The organism is Streptomyces sp. NPDC003035 (genome assembly GCF_042888285.1).
Classification (GTDB): Bacteria; Actinomycetota; Actinomycetes; order Streptomycetales; family Streptomycetaceae; genus Streptomyces.
The window spans coordinates 154,972-171,673 of record NZ_JBIAPJ010000008.1 but is presented as its reverse complement, the minus strand read 5'-3'; the positions used below and the strand labels follow the sequence as shown (position 1 = coordinate 171,673).

The 16,702-nt window shown below is 71.3% G+C and carries 13 protein-coding genes; 8 read left to right on the top strand and 5 right to left on the bottom strand.

Annotated elements, in window-relative coordinates:
• Positions 1-50: 50 nt before the first annotated feature.
• From uvrB to ACFYV5_RS25510, 4 genes are all read left to right on the top strand, one after another.
• Positions 51-2,189, top strand: a complete 2,139-nt coding sequence (gene uvrB, locus ACFYV5_RS25525; protein ID WP_355111314.1) for an excinuclease ABC subunit UvrB — start codon at positions 51-53, stop codon at positions 2,187-2,189.
• Between the two features lie 152 nt (positions 2,190-2,341).
• Positions 2,342-2,920 carry a TerD family protein gene (locus ACFYV5_RS25520; RefSeq protein WP_355111315.1) on the top strand — a complete coding sequence of 193 codons (579 nt, stop codon included), beginning with the start codon at positions 2,342-2,344 and terminating at the stop codon, positions 2,918-2,920.
• Between the two features lie 131 nt (positions 2,921-3,051).
• Positions 3,052-5,004: a TerD family protein gene (locus ACFYV5_RS25515; RefSeq protein WP_389172209.1), complete on the top strand. Its 1,953-nt coding sequence runs from the start codon at positions 3,052-3,054 to the stop codon at positions 5,002-5,004.
• A gap of 232 nt (positions 5,005-5,236) precedes the next feature.
• Positions 5,237-6,262 carry a TerC family protein gene (locus ACFYV5_RS25510; protein ID WP_389172207.1) on the top strand — a complete coding sequence of 342 codons (1,026 nt, stop codon included), beginning with the start codon at positions 5,237-5,239 and terminating at the stop codon, positions 6,260-6,262.
• Positions 6,263-6,365: 103 nt separating this feature from the next.
• Here ACFYV5_RS25510 and ACFYV5_RS25505 read toward each other — a convergent pair whose 3' ends face one another.
• The 3 genes from ACFYV5_RS25505 to ACFYV5_RS25495 form a co-directional block, all read right to left on the bottom strand.
• Positions 6,366-7,649 carry an MFS transporter gene (locus tag ACFYV5_RS25505; protein WP_389172205.1) on the bottom strand — a complete coding sequence of 428 codons (1,284 nt, stop codon included), beginning with the start codon at positions 7,647-7,649 and terminating at the stop codon, positions 6,366-6,368.
• A 256-nt stretch (positions 7,650-7,905) separates the two neighbouring features.
• Complete coding sequence (locus ACFYV5_RS25500) at positions 7,906-8,562, bottom strand: MBL fold metallo-hydrolase (protein WP_355111321.1); 657 nt, start codon at positions 8,560-8,562, stop codon at positions 7,906-7,908.
• A 9-nt stretch (positions 8,563-8,571) separates the two neighbouring features.
• Complete coding sequence (locus ACFYV5_RS25495) at positions 8,572-9,273, bottom strand: maleylpyruvate isomerase family mycothiol-dependent enzyme (RefSeq protein WP_389172203.1); 702 nt, start codon at positions 9,271-9,273, stop codon at positions 8,572-8,574.
• A gap of 197 nt (positions 9,274-9,470) precedes the next feature.
• On the opposite strand from ACFYV5_RS25495, the gene uvrA reads away from it, so the two are divergent.
• A complete protein-coding gene (gene uvrA, locus ACFYV5_RS25490; RefSeq protein WP_389172200.1) occupies positions 9,471-12,461 on the top strand; it encodes an excinuclease ABC subunit UvrA in 2,991 nt (996 codons plus the stop codon).
• Positions 12,462-12,573: 112 nt separating this feature from the next.
• On the opposite strand, the gene ACFYV5_RS25485 is transcribed toward uvrA, so the two are convergent.
• On the bottom strand, positions 12,574-13,494 hold the full coding sequence (locus ACFYV5_RS25485; protein WP_389172198.1) for a carbohydrate kinase: 921 nt from the start codon (positions 13,492-13,494) through the stop codon (positions 12,574-12,576).
• Between the two features lie 116 nt (positions 13,495-13,610).
• Between ACFYV5_RS25485 and ACFYV5_RS25480 the strand changes: the two genes are divergently transcribed.
• Positions 13,611-14,036, top strand: a complete 426-nt coding sequence (locus tag ACFYV5_RS25480; RefSeq protein WP_389172196.1) for a Rieske (2Fe-2S) protein — start codon at positions 13,611-13,613, stop codon at positions 14,034-14,036.
• A 9-nt stretch (positions 14,037-14,045) separates the two neighbouring features.
• Here the strand turns inward: ACFYV5_RS25480 and ACFYV5_RS25475 are convergent, their stop codons facing one another.
• On the bottom strand, positions 14,046-14,975 hold the full coding sequence (locus ACFYV5_RS25475; protein WP_355111330.1) for a hypothetical protein: 930 nt from the start codon (positions 14,973-14,975) through the stop codon (positions 14,046-14,048).
• A gap of 279 nt (positions 14,976-15,254) precedes the next feature.
• On the opposite strand from ACFYV5_RS25475, the gene ACFYV5_RS25470 reads away from it, so the two are divergent.
• A complete protein-coding gene (locus tag ACFYV5_RS25470; protein WP_389172194.1) occupies positions 15,255-15,842 on the top strand; it encodes a papain-like cysteine protease family protein in 588 nt (195 codons plus the stop codon).
• Between the two features lie 5 nt (positions 15,843-15,847).
• On the top strand, positions 15,848-16,642 hold the full coding sequence (locus ACFYV5_RS25465; RefSeq protein ID WP_389172192.1) for a hypothetical protein: 795 nt from the start codon (positions 15,848-15,850) through the stop codon (positions 16,640-16,642).
• Positions 16,643-16,702 lie beyond the last annotated feature (60 nt).

The window sequence follows — 16,702 nt, the reverse complement described above, 5'->3', positions numbered from 1 at the left end:
GGTGAGCCGTTCACGGCCCGACTGTCAGTGGGGGGTCGTACGGTGGTGACATGCGGCCCGTTTCCCAGATCGAACGTACGGTGGCGCCTTTCGAGGTCGTCAGTCCCTACCAGCCCAGCGGCGACCAGCCGACGGCCATCGCCGACCTCGAGCGGCGCATCCGCGCGGGCGAGAAGGACGTCGTCCTCCTCGGCGCCACCGGCACCGGCAAGTCGGCGACCACCGCCTGGATGATCGAGAAGCTGCAGCGCCCCACGCTGGTGATGGCGCCGAACAAGACGCTGGCCGCCCAGCTGGCGAACGAGTTCCGCGAGCTCCTGCCGAACAACGCGGTCGAGTACTTCGTCTCGTACTACGACTACTACCAGCCCGAGGCGTACGTCCCGCAGTCGGACACCTACATCGAGAAGGACTCCTCCATCAACGAGGAGGTCGAGCGGCTGCGGCACTCCGCGACGAACTCGCTGCTCACCCGGCGCGACGTCATCGTGGTCGCCTCCGTCTCCTGCATCTACGGTCTCGGTACGCCCCAGGAGTACGTGGACCGGATGGTCCCGCTCAAGGTCGGCGAGGAGATGGACCGCGACCAGCTGCTGCGCCGCTTCGTCGACATCCAGTACACCCGCAACGACGTCGCCTTCGCCCGCGGCACCTTCCGGGTCCGCGGCGACACCATCGAGATCTTCCCGGTCTACGAGGAGCTCGCGGTCCGCATCGAGATGTTCGGCGACGAGATCGAGGCGCTCTCCACGCTCCACCCCCTCACCGGCGAGGTCATCAGCGAGGACCGCGAGCTGTACGTCTTCCCCGCCAGCCACTATGTGGCGGGTCCGGAGCGCATGGAGAAGGCGATCAACGGCATCGAGCGCGAGCTCGAGAGCCGGCTCGCCGAGCTGGACAAGCAGGGCAAGATGCTGGAGTCCCAGCGCCTGCGGATGCGCACCACGTACGACATCGAGATGATGCGCCAGATCGGCTCCTGCTCCGGCATCGAGAACTACTCGATGCACTTCGACGACCGCGAGCCCGGCTCCGCCCCCAACACGCTCCTCGACTACTTCCCCGAGGACTTCCTCCTCGTCATCGACGAGTCGCACGTCACCGTTCCGCAGATCGGCGCGATGTACGAGGGCGACGCCTCCCGCAAGCGCACCCTGGTCGACCACGGCTTCCGGCTGCCCTCCGCGCTGGACAACCGCCCGCTGAAGTGGGAGGAGTTCCAGGGGCGGATCGGCCAGACCGTCTACCTCTCGGCCACCCCCGGCGCGTACGAGCTGTCGCGCGGCAACGGCTTCGTCGAGCAGATCATCCGTCCCACCGGCCTCGTCGACCCCCAGGTCGTCGTCAAGCCCACCGAGGGGCAGATCGACGACCTGGTCCACGAGATCCGGCTGCGCACCGAGAAGGACGAGCGGGTGCTGGTCACCACGCTCACCAAGAAGATGGCCGAGGATCTCACCGAGTACTTCCTGGAGCTCGGCATCCAGGTCCGCTATCTGCACAGTGACGTCGACACCCTGCGCCGTATCGAGCTGCTGCGCGAGCTGCGGGCCGGCGAGTACGACGTCCTGGTCGGCATCAACCTGCTCCGCGAGGGTCTCGACCTCCCCGAGGTCTCCCTCGTCGCCATCCTCGACGCCGACAAGCAGGGCTTCCTGCGCTCCGGCACCTCGCTGATCCAGACCATCGGCCGCGCGGCGCGCAACGTCTCCGGACAGGTCCACATGTACGCGGACAGGATCACGCCGGCGATGGAGAAGGCCATCGACGAGACCAACCGGCGCCGCGAGAAGCAGATCGCGTACAACACGGCCCACGGCATCGACCCGCAGCCGCTGCGCAAGAAGATCAACGACATCGTCGCCACCATCGCGCGCGAGGAGGTCGACACCGAGCAGCTGCTCGGCACCGGCTACCGCCAGTCGAAGGACGGCAAGGGCGCCAAGGCGCCCGTGCCCTCCCTCGCCGCCCACTCCACCAAGGCCAAGGGCAAGGCCGGCAAGGCGGGCGGCACGGTCGAGCTCGGCGACCGGCCGGCCGCCGAACTGGCCGCGATCATCGAGGAGATGACCGACCGGATGCGGGCCGCGGCGGCGGAGCTGCAGTTCGAGGTGGCCGCCCGGCTGCGTGACGAAGTGGGAGAGCTGAAGAAGGAGTTGCGCCAGATGAAGGAGGCGGGACTCGCCTGACGGCGCCCGCCCCCCGGCTCCGCCGGGTGTGTTGCAAGACCGACACAAAACGCGACCGCGTCTGCTGCGCTGTCGGTGCCCCTGCGTAGGGTGCTGCACAACCGCACGCACACCAGAGACGGCCGCGGGGAACGACGGAGAGGGGACAGCGCGTGACGGTCAACATGACCAAGGGTCAGGCCATCAACCTGGAGAAGCAGGGCGGGGGCACGCTCACCTCGGTACGGATGGGGCTCGGCTGGCAGGCGGCTCCGCGCCGCGGCCTGTTCGGCTCGCGCACCCGGGAGGTCGACCTGGACGCCTCCGCGGTGCTCTTCGCGGACAAGCAGCCGGTGGACGTCGTCTTCTTCCGCCACCTGGTCAGTGACGACGGCTCCGTCCGGCACACCGGTGACAACCTGGTGGGCGGCGCCGGCCAGGGCGGCGACGACGAGTCGATCCTGGTCGACCTCCAGCGCGTCCCCGTCCACATCGACCAGATCGTCTTCACGGTGAACTCCTTCACCGGGCAGACGTTCCAGGAGGTGCAGAACGCGTTCTGCCGGATCGTCGACGAGACCAACGGCCAGGAGCTCGCGCGCTACACCCTGGACGGCGGCGGCCAGTACACCGCGCAGATCATGGCGAAGGTGCACCGGGCCGGCTCCGGCTGGCAGATGACCGCGCTGGGCAACCCGGCCAACGGCCGGACGTTCCAGGACCTCATGCCCGCGATCCTGCCGCACCTGTAGGACGGCACCGCAGGCGCACCCCACAGCTCCCGGAGGCAGCAGGCCGCCGGGAGCTGTCCCACATGATCAGCCATCAATCAGCCATGAATCCGCCGCGTTGCGCACGGAACGAAGCCGAGGGGACAGAGTCGATGACGGCCGAGCTGGTCCGGGGGCAGAACCACCCCCTGCCCGACACCCGACTGGAGATCCGGGTCTCGGCCGGCCATCCGGTCGTCGCCGGAGCCACTCTCGGCGACGAACGGGGCACCGTCCCCGGCGTCGAGTGGATCGCCCACCCGGGCTCGCCCTCGCTGCCCGGCGTCGAGGTCTCCCAGCAGGCCGCCGCCGACCACCGTCTCGCCGTGGACCTGGAAGCGGTCCCGGCCGCGGTGCACCGCGTCTCCGTCCTCCTGGCGCTCCCCGTCGGCGTCGGCGGTCCGACCCGCTTCGGCGCCCTCCCGGCCCCCTTCGTCGCCGTCACCGGCCTCGACGGCACCGAGATCGCCGGCTACACGATCACCGGACTCGACAGCGAGTCCGCCGTCGTCGCCCTGGAGCTGTACCGCCGCCAGGGCGCCTGGAAGGTCCGCGCCATGGGCCAGGGGTACGAAGGCGGCCTGGCCGCGATGCTCGGCGACCAGGGTCTCGAGCGCCCCGCCGACCTGGCCGCGTCGATCCTGGAGGCCGTGGCCCGGGGCCTGGCCCGCTCGGTCTCCGCGCCGCCCCCGCGCGTGCCCGAGACGGAGCGAGTGCGCCACACGGCGCCGACGACCGCGACCGATCCCGCCCCCGGGTCCGACCCTGCCCGTGTGCCCGACCCGGCGCCCGGACCCGTCCCCGCGCCGACCGCGCCGACCGTGCCCGTGACACCGCCGCCCGCCCCCACGGCCGGCACCGGTGGTCCGATCAGCTATGCCCACCCTCGCCGCCGGACGCCCGACCCCGCCCCCGAGCCGCAGCCGGCTCCGCCCGTCCCCGTCGCGGGGGACGCCAGCGGCTGGTCCATGGAGGAGCGGCTCTACAACCAGGTGTGGGGCATGTTCGAGGACCTGGCGCGCAGCACCGCCGCGTACCGCAGCGCCTGCGACTTCGCCGAGTCCCGCCTCGACCAGGAGCTCGACCGCGCGCTCTCCGACCCGCGCAGCCGTATCGGCGGCGCGGGGGACGCCGCCCGCGAGGCCGCCCGCGCCAAGCACGACGAGCTCACCGCCCGCGCCCAGGAGGCCCTCGACCGGGACCTCGCCCAGCTCGCCGCCGAGTCCGAGGTCGTCGAACCGGCGCTGCCCGCCGCCTTCGCCCGCTGGGACAACCCGGTCTGGCAGGCCTACCGCGTCCCCATGGAGGTGCCGATGGCCGTGCGCCTGGGCGACCTCCATCTGCCCGAGCGCACCGACCTGCGCATCCCGATGCTGGTCCGGCTCCCGCTGGAGCGCGGTCTGTGGGTGGACAGTGGCCGCGGACACTCCGAGGCGGCGGGACTCCTCGACGAGGCCGAGCTGCGGCGCCTCGCCATGGACACGGCGGTCGCGCACGCCGCCCGGCTTCTCGCCGTGTACCCGTCCGGTGGGATCGCCGTCCATGTCGTTGACCCGGCGGGCTCGGGAGCCGCCGCACTCGCCCCGCTCGTCGAGGCGGGCGTCCTGGCCGACCCGCCGGCCTCCGGGGCGGCCGGGGTCTCCGCCGTCCTCGCGCGGCTGACCGAGCGCGTCGACCTGGTCCAGATGGCGCTGCGGGCGGGCGCCCCCGACGCGCTGCCGCCGGGCATGGACACCGCCGAGCAGCTCCTGATCGTGCACGACTTCCCGCACGGCTTCGACGACCGGGCGGTCACCCAGCTCCGCTACCTCGCGGACGAGGGCCCGGCCGTCGGCGTGCACCTCATGATGGTCGCGGACCGCGAGGACGCCTCCGCGTACGGCCCGGTGCTCGATCCGCTGTGGCGTTCGCTGCTGCGGATCACGCCCGTGGCCGACGATCACCTCGCCGACCCGTGGGTCGGTCACGCCTGGACGTACGAGCCGCCAAGCTTCCCGCCCGGCAGTGCGGTGCTCCGCCAGGTCCTCGCCCAGGTGGCCGAGGCCCGTCGCCAATGGGGCCGCTGACCTGCCCACTTGGGACCTCTTTACCCTGGCCTTTACCTTCTCTTGGTTCTTCGGGTAGTCTTCTCCGTGCGGAGGGGAGTACTCCCCATGCGCGGCGTTCCCGTCAATACGGACGGACCCTGAGCGGTTCGATCCCGGGGCGTCGGCCCGGCTCGCCGTAGAGCGTGCCCGGGTGGAAGAGACCTCCGGCAGCGACGACGCTGATCAGTAGCCGTACGACGCCGGAGGCGCAGTGGACGTTTCAATGACCCTGTGGGTGCTGACCATTCTTGGTCTGTCCGCCCTGATCGCTATCGACTTCTTCATCGGGCGCAAGCCCCATGACGTGTCGATCAAGGAAGCCGGAACCTGGACGATCGTCTGGATCGTCCTCGCCGTGCTCTTCGGCCTGGGACTGCTGCTCTTCGGCAACAGCCAGGCGTCCGGCGAGTTCTTCGCCGGCTTCATCACCGAGAAGTCGCTCAGCGTCGACAACCTCTTCGTCTTCGTCCTGATCATGGCGAAGTTCTCGGTGCCCTCCCACCTCCAGCAGCGCGTGCTGTTGATCGGTGTGCTGATCGCCCTGGTCCTGCGTGCGATCTTCATCGCCGCCGGCGCCACGATCATCGCCAGCTTCTCCTGGGTCTTCTACATCTTCGGCGCGTTCCTGATCTACACCGCCTGGAAGCTCATCAAGGAGGCACGCGCCGACGAGGATGAGGACGACTGGGAGGAGAACCGTCTCCTCAAGTCCGTCGAGAAGAAGTTCGGCGTCGCGGACAAGTACCACGGCACGAAGCTCTTCATCAAGGTCAACGGCAAGCGGGTGCTGACCCCGCTGATGGTCGTCATGCTCGCCATCGGCACGACGGACGTCCTCTTCGCCCTCGACTCCATCCCGGCGATCTTCGGCCTGACCCAGGACCCGTACATCGTCTTCACCGCCAACGCCTTCGCCCTGATGGGTCTTCGACAGCTGTACTTCCTGATCGGCGGCCTGCTCAAGAAGCTGGTCCACCTCAGCTACGGCCTGTCGGTGATCCTCGGCTTCATCGGCGTGAAGCTGGTGCTGCACGCGCTGCACGAGTCCGGGGTGCACGTCCCCGAGATCTCGATCCCGTTCTCGCTGGCGGTCATCTGCGGCGTCCTGATCGTCACCACGATCACCAGCCTGATCGCCTCCAAGAAGCAGGCGGAGCGCGAGGCGGCCGAGAGCGCCGACACGACCGGCAAGAGGGTGGCCTCCGGCGAGTCCGAGAAGGACAGCGTCGAGGTCTGATCCTCGCCCGACCCACGCACCGTGGCCGGTGCGGACGGCACACCGCCGTCCGCACCGGCCACCGGCGTGTTCGGGCCGCCGGTCCGTCCGGCGTGCTCCGCGGCTACGCGGGCACGCCCTCGGGCGACTCGGTTCGGGCGGCGGGTTTCGTCTCCGGCAGCAGCGCGAAGCAGCCGAGGCTCAGCAGTGCCACCACCGTCAGATACGCCGCCACGCCCCAGGGGGCACCCGTGCCGCGGCTGGCGACCGCCGTCGCGACGATCGGCGTCAGGGCACCGCCCAGCACGCCGGCGAGGTTGTAGCCGACCGCTGCGCCGGTGCAGCGCACCCTCGGCTCGTACAGCTCGGGCAGATAGGCGGCGACCACCGCGAACATGGTGATGAACGCCAGCAGCGCGCCCGTGAAGCCGAGAAACATCAGCACCGGCCGACCCGTGTGCAACAGCCCCACCATCGGGAACATCCAGACCGCCGAGGCGGCGCAGCCCGCGAGGCAGAGGGGTCGCCGGCCGAAGCGGTCGCCGAGGATCGCGACGAACGGGGTCACGATCCCGCTGATCGCCACCGCCCCCATGACACAGACCAGCATCACCGTGCGGTCGATGCCGAGCCGCTCGGTGCCGTAGGCCAGGGCCCAGGTGGAGACCGTGTAGAAGACGGCATAGCCGACCGCGAGGGCGCCCGCTGTCAGCAGCACCAGACGCCAGTGGTCGCGTGCCACCTCCGCCAGCGGTGCGCCGGCCCGCCGACCCTCCGCGGCGAGCTGCTGGAACTGCGGGGTCTCCGTCAGCGAGGAGCGCAGCAGCAGGCCGCCCGCCGCGAGCAGCCCGGCGGCCCAGAACGGCACCCGCCAGCCCCACTCGCGAAACTGCGCGTCGGTCAGCCCGGCGGAGAGCGCCAGCATCACACCGTTCGCCAGGAGGAAGCCGACCGGCGGGCCGATCTGCGGAAAGCTCGCCCACAGCACGCGCCGCCCCTCCGGCGCGTGCTCCGCCGTCAGCAGCACGGCGCCGCCCCACTCGCCGCCCAGGCCGAGTCCCTGCAGGAAGCGCAGGACGAGCAGGAGCACGGGAGCGGTGATACCGATGGTGGCGTACGAGGGGACACAGCCGACCGCGACCGTGGCACAGCCGGTCAGCACCAGCGAGGCGAACATGACGGGCCGCCGTCCGTAGCGGTCGCCGATGTGCCCGAAGAGGGCGGAGCCGAGCGGACGGGCGACGAAGCCCACGGCGAAGGTGCCGAAGGCGGCCAGAGTGCCGGCGAGAGGGGAGAACGTCGGGAAGAAGAGTGGGCCGAGGACGAGAGCGGCGGCCGTTCCGTAGACGAAGAAGTCGAAGAACTCGATGGCCGTGCCGACGAGGGAGGCGGCGGCGAGCCGCCCCATGGACGGAGCGGACGGAGCGGACGGAGCGGACGGAGCGGACGGAGCGGACGGAGCGGACGGAGCGGAGGGGGTGGAGGGGGTGGAGGGGGTGGACGGGGTGTCGTCAGGGAGCTGCGGGGGGTGACTGTGGCGCATGCCGCGCCAACTACCCGGTGTCCGCGCGGGTTACGGGGGCGTAGGGAAGCGCAGGCCACGGAGCCGTGCGCCTCGGTCCGGTCGGCGGTTCACCAGTCGTGGGCCTGGCCCCGGCCCACGCTCACCAGCCGCGCGTGTGCCACTCGGGGAGATGCGGGCGCTCGTCACCGAGCGTGGTGTCCCTGCCGTGGCCCGGGTAGACCCAGCTCTCGTCCGGCAGGACCGCGAAGAGCTTGGTCTCCACGTCCTGGATCAGGCTCGCGAAGGCCTTCGGGTCCTTCCAGGTGTTGCCCACGCCGCCGGGGAAGAGGCAGTCGCCGGTGAAGACGTGCGGGTGCCCGTGCGGGTCGTCGTAGACCAGGGCGATCGAGCCGGGGGTGTGCCCGACCAGTCGACGGGCGGTCAGCTCGACCCGGCCGACCGTGATCGTGTCGCCGTCCTCGACCTTCACGTCCGTCGGGACGGGGATGCCCTCGGCGTCGTACGCGCCCGCATGCGTCCGCGCACCGGTCGCCGCGACCACCTCGGCGAGAGCCTGCCAGTGGTCGCCGTGCCGGTGGGTGGTGACGACGGACGCGATGCCGTCGTCACCGATCAGCGTCAGGAGGGTGCCGGCGTCGTTGGCCGCGTCGATCAGCAGCTGCTCCCCGGTCGCCCGGCAACGCAGCAGATACGCGTTGTTGTCCATCGGGCCGACCGCGACCTTCGAGATCATGAGGTCCGTCAGCTCGTGCACATCGGCCGGTCCGCCGACCTTCACCGTTCCGCTGTACGTCATGGGCTCAGCCTATAGCGGGGGGAGGTCGGGGAGCCTGTCGCCCGCGAGGACGGCGAGGTGGGCGCCCTTGTCGCCGCGACCGGACAGCCAGCCGAGCAGTTCGGCGCCGGTGCCGCCGAGGACGACGGGGTCGCCCTTGTCGCCGCCGGTGTGCCAGCTGGGGCCGCCCTCGTCGTGCCCGAGGAGAAGGGTCACCGGTGGGACCTCCGGGCGTCCCGACCAGCGGTCGGCGAGGAACTCGATCTCGCGGGTCACGAACTCGTCGGGCAGGTCGTCCAGCTCGTAGCCGGCCCCCAGGTCGACGTGGTGCAGGGCCACCTCGACCCAGCGGCGGAAGGGGATGCGGGCCGCCCGGTCCGTGACGCCGTTGCGGAGCTCCACGATCCGCTCCCAGTCGGCGGGCTCGGCGGCCACGGCCTGGAAGCGCTCGGCGCTCTCGCGCACGTCGGCGAGGTGCACGTCGAGCGGGCGCGGGGCGTCGCGCTCGATGTCGGCGTCGCGGGTCGCGGCGTCCGCGTACATGGGCCGGCCCTGGAGGACGTTCACGAGGGCGTCGGCGTTGCGGGCCAGGTGGGCCAGAACATGTCCACGGGTCCAGCCCGGAAGCCGTGACGGCTGGGTCACCTCCGCGTTGTCCCAGGAGGCGGCTGCGTCGAGGAGTCGCTCGGTCGCTTCACGTACAGATGCCAGGTCACGCACAGGGTCGATCATGAGGCCGACCCTAGCGCCGCCACTCGTTCGGGTGAAGCGGGTGGAGCGCGGCCGGAAATCGAATGTGCGTGCTATAAGCTCGATGGAAGCATCCGGCATCCTTGGTTGTTGGGTATTCAGCACATCCAGGCATCCCCAGGCATATCTGCGACCCGCATTCCTGTGCCTCCGCTCTCTCAAGAAAGGTGCGGACCGGCGTGGCCGACCGTCTCATCGTTCGTGGCGCTCGCGAGCACAATCTCAAGAACGTCTCGCTCGACCTCCCGCGTGACTCCCTCATCGTCTTCACCGGGCTGTCCGGGTCGGGCAAGTCCTCCCTCGCGTTCGACACGATCTTCGCGGAGGGACAGCGCCGGTACGTCGAGTCGCTCTCGTCGTACGCCCGGCAGTTCCTCGGCCAGATGGACAAGCCGGACGTCGACTTCATCGAGGGTCTCTCGCCCGCCGTCTCCATCGACCAGAAGTCGACCTCGCGCAACCCGCGCTCGACGGTCGGCACCATCACGGAGGTCTACGACTACCTCCGTCTGCTCTTCGCCCGCATCGGCAAGCCGCACTGTCCCGAGTGCCGCCGCCCGATCTCCCGGCAGTCGCCGCAGGCCATCGTCGACAAGGTCCTGGAGCTGCCCGAGGGCAGCCGCTTCCAGGTCCTCTCGCCGCTCGTGCGCGAGCGCAAGGGCGAGTTCGTCGACCTCTTCGCCGACCTCCAGACCAAGGGCTACAGCCGCGCGCGGGTGGACGGGCAGACGATCCAGCTCAGCGAGCCGCCGACCCTGAAGAAGCAGGAGAAGCACACGATCGAGGTGGTCGTCGACCGCCTCACCGTGAAGGAGAGCGCCAAGCGCCGCCTCACCGACTCCGTCGAGACCGCGCTCGGACTCTCCGGCGGCATGGTCGTGCTCGACTTCGTCGACCTCGCCGAGGACGACCCCGAGCGCGAGCGGATGTACTCCGAGCACCTCTACTGCCCGTACGACGACCTGTCCTTCGAGGAGCTGGAGCCGCGCTCCTTCTCCTTCAACTCGCCCTTCGGCGCCTGCCCGGACTGCACCGGCATCGGCACCCGCATGGAGGTCGACCCCGAGCTGATCGTCCCGGACGAGGACCGGTCCCTCGACGAGGGCGCCATCCACCCCTGGTCGCACGGACACACCAAGGAGTACTTCGGCCGGCTCATCGGCGGACTCTCCCAGGCGCTCGGCTTCCGTACGGACATTCCGTACGCCGGGCTTCCGGCGCGGGCCAAGAAGGCCCTGATGCACGGCCACAAGACCCAGGTCGAGGTCCGCTACCGGAACCGGTACGGACGCGAGCGGGCGTACACCACGCCGGCCTTCGAGGGCGCCGTGTCCTTCGTCAAGCGGCGCCACAGCGAGGCCGAGAGCGACTCCAGCCGTGAGCGCTTCGAGGGCTACATGCGCGAAGTGCCCTGCCCCACCTGTGAGGGCACCCGCCTCAAGCCGATCGTCCTCGCCGTCACCGTCATGGAGCGGTCCATCGCCGAGGTCGCCGCGATGTCGATCAGCGAATGCGCCGACTTCCTCGGCCGACTGAAGCTCAACGCCCGCGACAAGAAGATCGCCGAGCGGGTCCTGAAGGAGGTCAACGAGCGGCTGCGCTTCCTCGTCGACGTCGGCCTCGACTACCTCTCCCTCAACCGCGCCGCCGGCACGCTCTCCGGCGGCGAGGCCCAGCGCATCCGGCTCGCCACGCAGATCGGCTCCGGTCTGGTCGGCGTGCTGTACGTCCTGGACGAGCCGTCCATCGGCCTCCACCAGCGCGACAACCACCGGCTCATCGAGACGCTGGTCCGGCTGCGGGACATGGGCAACACCCTCATCGTCGTCGAGCACGACGAGGACACCATCAAGGTCGCCGACTGGGTCGTCGACATCGGCCCCGGCGCCGGTGAGCACGGTGGCAAGGTCGTCCACTCCGGACCCCTCGCCGAGCTGCTCTCCAACCAGGAGTCGATGACCGGGCAGTACCTCTCGGGCCGCCGGGCCATCGGGACGCCGGACATCCGCCGCCCGGTGGACCCCTCGCGCCGGCTCACCGTGCACGGCGCCCGGGAGAACAACCTGCGGGACATCGACGTCTCCTTCCCGCTGGGCGTCCTCACGGCCGTCACCGGAGTCTCCGGCTCCGGCAAGTCGACCCTGGTCAACGACATCCTCTACACCCACCTGGCGCGCGAGCTGAACGGCGCCAAGTCGGTGCCCGGGCGGCACACGCGCGTGGACGGCGACGACCTCGTGGACAAGGTCGTGCACGTGGACCAGTCGCCGATCGGCCGCACCCCGCGGTCGAACCCGGCGACGTACACCGGCGTCTTCGACCATGTCCGCAAGCTCTTCGCCGAGACGATGGAGGCGAAGGTCCGCGGTTATCTGCCGGGCCGGTTCTCCTTCAACGTCAAGGGCGGCCGCTGCGAGAACTGCTCCGGCGACGGCACGATCAAGATCGAGATGAACTTCCTGCCGGACGTCTACGTCCCGTGCGAGGTCTGCCACGGCGCCCGGTACAACCGGGAGACCCTGGAGGTCCACTACAAGGGCAAGTCCATCGCCGAGGTCCTGGACATGCCGATCGAGGAGGCCCTTGACTTCTTCGAGGCCGTCCCGACGATCGCGCGCCATCTGCGCACGCTCAACGAGGTCGGTCTCGGGTACGTCCGGCTCGGCCAGTCGGCGCCGACGCTCTCGGGTGGTGAGGCGCAGCGCGTGAAGCTCGCCTCCGAGCTCCAGAAGCGGTCGACGGGCCGCACGGTCTACGTCCTGGACGAGCCGACCACGGGTCTGCACTTCGAGGACATCTCGAAGCTGATCAAGGTCCTGTCCGGTCTGGTCGACAAGGGCAATTCCGTGATCGTCATCGAGCACAACCTCGATGTCATCAAGACCGCCGACTGGGTCATCGACATGGGCCCGGAGGGCGGCAGCGGCGGCGGCATTGTGGTCGCCGAGGGCACGCCGGAGGAGGTCGCCTCGGTCCCGGCGAGCCACACCGGCAAGTTCCTCCGCGAGATCCTGGGCGCGGACCGAATCAGCGACGCGAGCGTGCCCGCGGCGCGCAAGGCGTCCGGCTCCGCGAAGAAGGCTCCCGCGAAGAAGACCGCGGCGACCGCCACGGCCGCGGCCAGGAAGGCACCCGCCAAGAAGACGGCTGTGAGGGCACGCAAGGCGTGACCTCAGAGGGTCTGGGACACCGCCGCCGTCCGGCGGCGGTGCCCCAGACCCACATCGGGCGCCCGATGCGGGCCTCACCCCCGCCTGGCGGTGCCCGCGTGCCCTCAGCCCGTCAGCCCCTCGGTCGGCCGGTCCGTCCGTTCGCCTTCAGCTCGTCCGCGTACGGAGGCTCCGCGCCCGGGCGGGTGCAGGTCAGGGCCGCCGCCTCCGCCGCGTACGACAGCAGGGCGGACCAGGCGGCGGCGTCCAGGGAGTCCGCCGCGCGGTCACCCAGGCCGTGCAGCAGCGCCGCGTTCACCGTGTCGCCCGCGCCGATCGTGTCCGCGACCGCCACGCGCACCGCGGGCACCGTCACCTCGAACGACGAGGTGAAGACCGTCAGCCCGGCCCCGCCCCGGGTCAGGACCACCGCCGCCGGTCCCCGCTCCAGCCAGGCGGCAGGGGAGCCGCCCAGCCAGGCGGCGTCCTCCTCCGAGAGCTTCAGAAGCGAGACGTACGGCAGCCAGCCCGCGAAGCGCTCGCGGTAGGCGGCGCCGTCCGGGATCAGGCCGGGCCGGATGTTGGGATCCAGCAGCGTGAGGGCGCCGCGCTCCGCCTCGCGCCGCAGCAGTGCCTCGTACGCACCGGCGCCCGGCTCCAGGGCCAGCGAACAGGTGCCGAACGCCACCGCCCGCACCTCCTCGGGCAGCCGCTCCGGCAGGGTGAAGAGCCGATCGGCCGTGCCCTCGACGTAGAAGCCGTACGCCGCCGAGCCGTCCGCGCCCACCGACGCGACCGCCAGCGTCGTCGGCTCCGGGCCGCGCTGGACGAGCCGGTCCGAGACCCCTGCCGCCCGCAGACCGGCCACCAGAGCCTCCCCGAAGGCGTCCGTGGAGACGCGCGAGCAGAACGCCACCTCGGCGCCCAGCCGGCCGAGCGCCACGGCCGTGTTGTACGGGCCACCACCCGGCCGGGGTGTCAGCGGGGACAGGGGAGTGGCGGCGGGCCCCTCGGGGACCAGGTCGATCAGGGACTCACCGGCGACGACGATCACGCCCGTGAACGTAACCCATGCCCCAGCGGCCACGACAGCCCCGTCGAAGAGCGCCAGGAGCCCGCCGGTATCGTCGGTTCGGTCACCCCTTGCCCCGATCCCACCGTGGAGCGCTCATGTCCGGCCAGTCCACCCGCCGCACCGTACTGAAGGGCGCCGCGCTCGCCGGAGCCGCCGGACTGGGTGTCGCGGCCTGCTCCACGGAGTCCAAGCTCGGGCACGCCCAGGTCCCGACCCCGACCGCACCGGTCTCCCTCGGTGCGCCCGAGGAGGTGCCGGTCGGCGGCGCCAAGCTCTACCGCGAGCAGCGGGTCCTGGTGAGCTGCCCGGCCGAGGGCCAGTACAAGGCGTTCAGCGCCCAGTGCACCCACGCCGGCTGCGTCCTCGACAAGATCGAGAACAACGAGGGCAACTGCCCCTGCCACGGCAGCCGCTTCGATGTGACCACCGGCAAGGCACTCAAGGGCCCGGCGACGGTCCCGCTGCCCGAGGTCCCGCTCCGGATCGAGGGCGGAAAGCTGGTCGCGGGCCCGGAGGCGTAAGCCCCGCCCCTACGCCCAGTCCCAGTCGATCCCCAGGATCCCCGGCCGTACCCCCTGCTCCACCAGATGCACCGTGCGGTGCCGCCCGCTCAGCGTCAGATCCGAGCGGCCGCCGCGCGGGGCACCGGCCGAGGCCTGCGCGAAGCGCCGGCACCGCACCGGCAGGGCCGCCTCGTCGAACCGCACCTGAAGCACGTACTGCCCGCCGGCGAAGCTGAACCCCCGGACGTACTCCCCGCTCGGGCCGCCCGTCCCGTCCTCGAAGCCGTACCCGAAGAGGTACGTCTCCCCAGCCCGCAGCCGCGCGTCGAAGAGCAGCTCCGTGACGAGCACGCCCGTCTCGCCGTGCCATCGCACCCGCCCCGGACGGCAGTTCTCCAGGGCACGCACCTCCACCCGGGAAGGGTCGCAGCCCGGATCGCCGTGGTGGATCGCGAGATAGCGGTCGATCCCGTCCCGGTGCGCCCGCACCACGTGCTGGGAGTCGCGCCCCACCAGCTCCCGCCCCGCCCCGATCCGTACCCGCTCGTGGTGACCGACCGTGTGCAGTCCGCCGTCCACCGGCGACTCCAGCTCGGCGAGCAGCTCCTCCACGACACCCGACGCCTCCACCAGCGAGCGGTACGAGCGGCCCGCCGGCCGTTCCACGTCACCGCGCGCCCCGGCGCCCTCCGCCAGCAGCCGGATCAGCGAATCACCCGGCAGCTGAAGCACCTCCTCCAGGGCGCGCACGGCCTTCATCGACTCGGGCCGCTGCGGGCGGCGGGCGCCCTGCTGCCAGTAACTGAGGCTGGTGACCCCCACCTTGATGCCCCGGTGGGCGAGGTGGTGCTGCACCCGCTGGAGCGGCAGACCGCGCACCGCGAGCGCCGTGCGCAGCGCCAGATGGAACGGTCCGGTGTGCAGCAACTGCGCCAGATCGGCCTCGGTGTGCCCCACGGGGACTCCTCAGTGAATGTTCACGACGAAGGGGCGGGTCGCCGCCCCGCCGACGGCGGGCCCGCAGGTGACGGCAGACGCGTGTTCACCCCGCGGGGTCACACCGTTCACAGCCCGCCGTCACCCCGCATTGAAGCGTGTTGACCGGTTCCGGACAACGCTCGATGCTCCTGGACAGCGTCCGGACGCGCTCCTCCGACTCCCAGTCCCCACTCCCCACTCCCCACTCCCCACATCCCCGCACCCCCCACCCCCACCCCCCGCCTCGGGAGGAACGCGATGCGCAGTAGAAAGCTGTCCCTGGCGGCACTCGCCGCTGCCGCCCTCTTCCTGCTCCCCACGACGCCGGCGACCGCCGCGCCGACGAGCGAGGACGTCTCCGCCCTCGCGTACAAGCGACTGAACATCACCATGCAGGCGCAGCAGAAGACCAACTGGTGCTGGGCCGCGGGCGGCAACACCATCGCGACCTGGTTCGGCCGCAACCACACCCAGAACCAGTTCTGCAACGCCGCCTTCAACCGCCAGCAGGGCTACGACTGCCCCAACAACCAGGCCACCCTGGGCAACGTGCAGACCGGCCTGCGCTGGGCCGGCATCAACCCCGGCTCGTACGTGAACGGCTGGCTCCGCTACCCGACCGTGCAGACCGAGATCAACGCCGACCGCCCCATCGAGACGCGGATCCAGTGGTCGAGCGGGGGCGGGCACATGCACGTGATCTACGGGTACGACGACACGAACAGCTGGGTCTACTGGGGCGACCCATGGCCCTCCAGCGACCGCTACAACTGGGCCTCGCATGCCTGGTACGTGAACAACGGCTCCTTCTCCTGGACCCACTCGCTCTACCGGATAGGGGCGTGACGACGATGAACGCACCCGCACGCGCACGTGCCCTCGGCGCGGGGCTCCTGTCCGCCGCCGCGCTCGTCGCCCTCGGCGCGGTGCCGGCCTTCGCGGCCGGTGCGCCGCCGCACGCGGCGACCCCCGAGAAGGCGGCGTCCGCCCCAGCGACCCTGGACACCCTCTCCCGGTTCTTCTCCCGGGACGGCGCCCTGGCCCGCTCGGCGGCCGCGCCCCGGATCGAGGGCGCCTCCGTCCCCGTACGGATCCTGTCCCCCGACTTCGTCGCGGGGAGGGCGGGAGCACCGGTCGCCCGGGTCGAGTTCCACGCGAGCAAGGCGGTCGCCTCGGACGGGCGGACGGCCTCGCTGTGGACGGCGAGGCAGGCGGACGGCGGCTGGCAGGTGGTGAACATCGCCACCGGCGACGACGAGATCCGCTACGCCGCGCAGGGCGCGCGGGCGCTGCCCGGCGGGGTGGTGTTCCGCGAGCCGCAGATCGACGCCTGGTACGTCCACAAGGGCGCGAAGGTGCTCCCGCTGGACGAGGACGCCGTGCGGGCCGTCGGGAGGAACGGGACGACCCTGGCCGCGTACCGGGACCGGGTCGTGAAGGCGTACGGGGAAAAGCTCCCCGGCTCGGTCTACGCGAAGAAGGGCGCGGCCGGCGGTTACGCCGGCCCGTCCGTCGCCGCACCCGAGGAACCCCTGGTCACGGCCGCCTCGGCCACAGCGGCGGCGGGCGCGGCGCTGGCCCTCGCCCTGATCGGGACCACCGCGTGGCGCCGCCGCCGCGCGTCGGCCGAGCAGCCGGCCGCCTGACAGCGGTGACCCAGAGGGTGCCGGCCCCCGCGCGGGGGCCGGCACCCCGTCCTGCCCGGC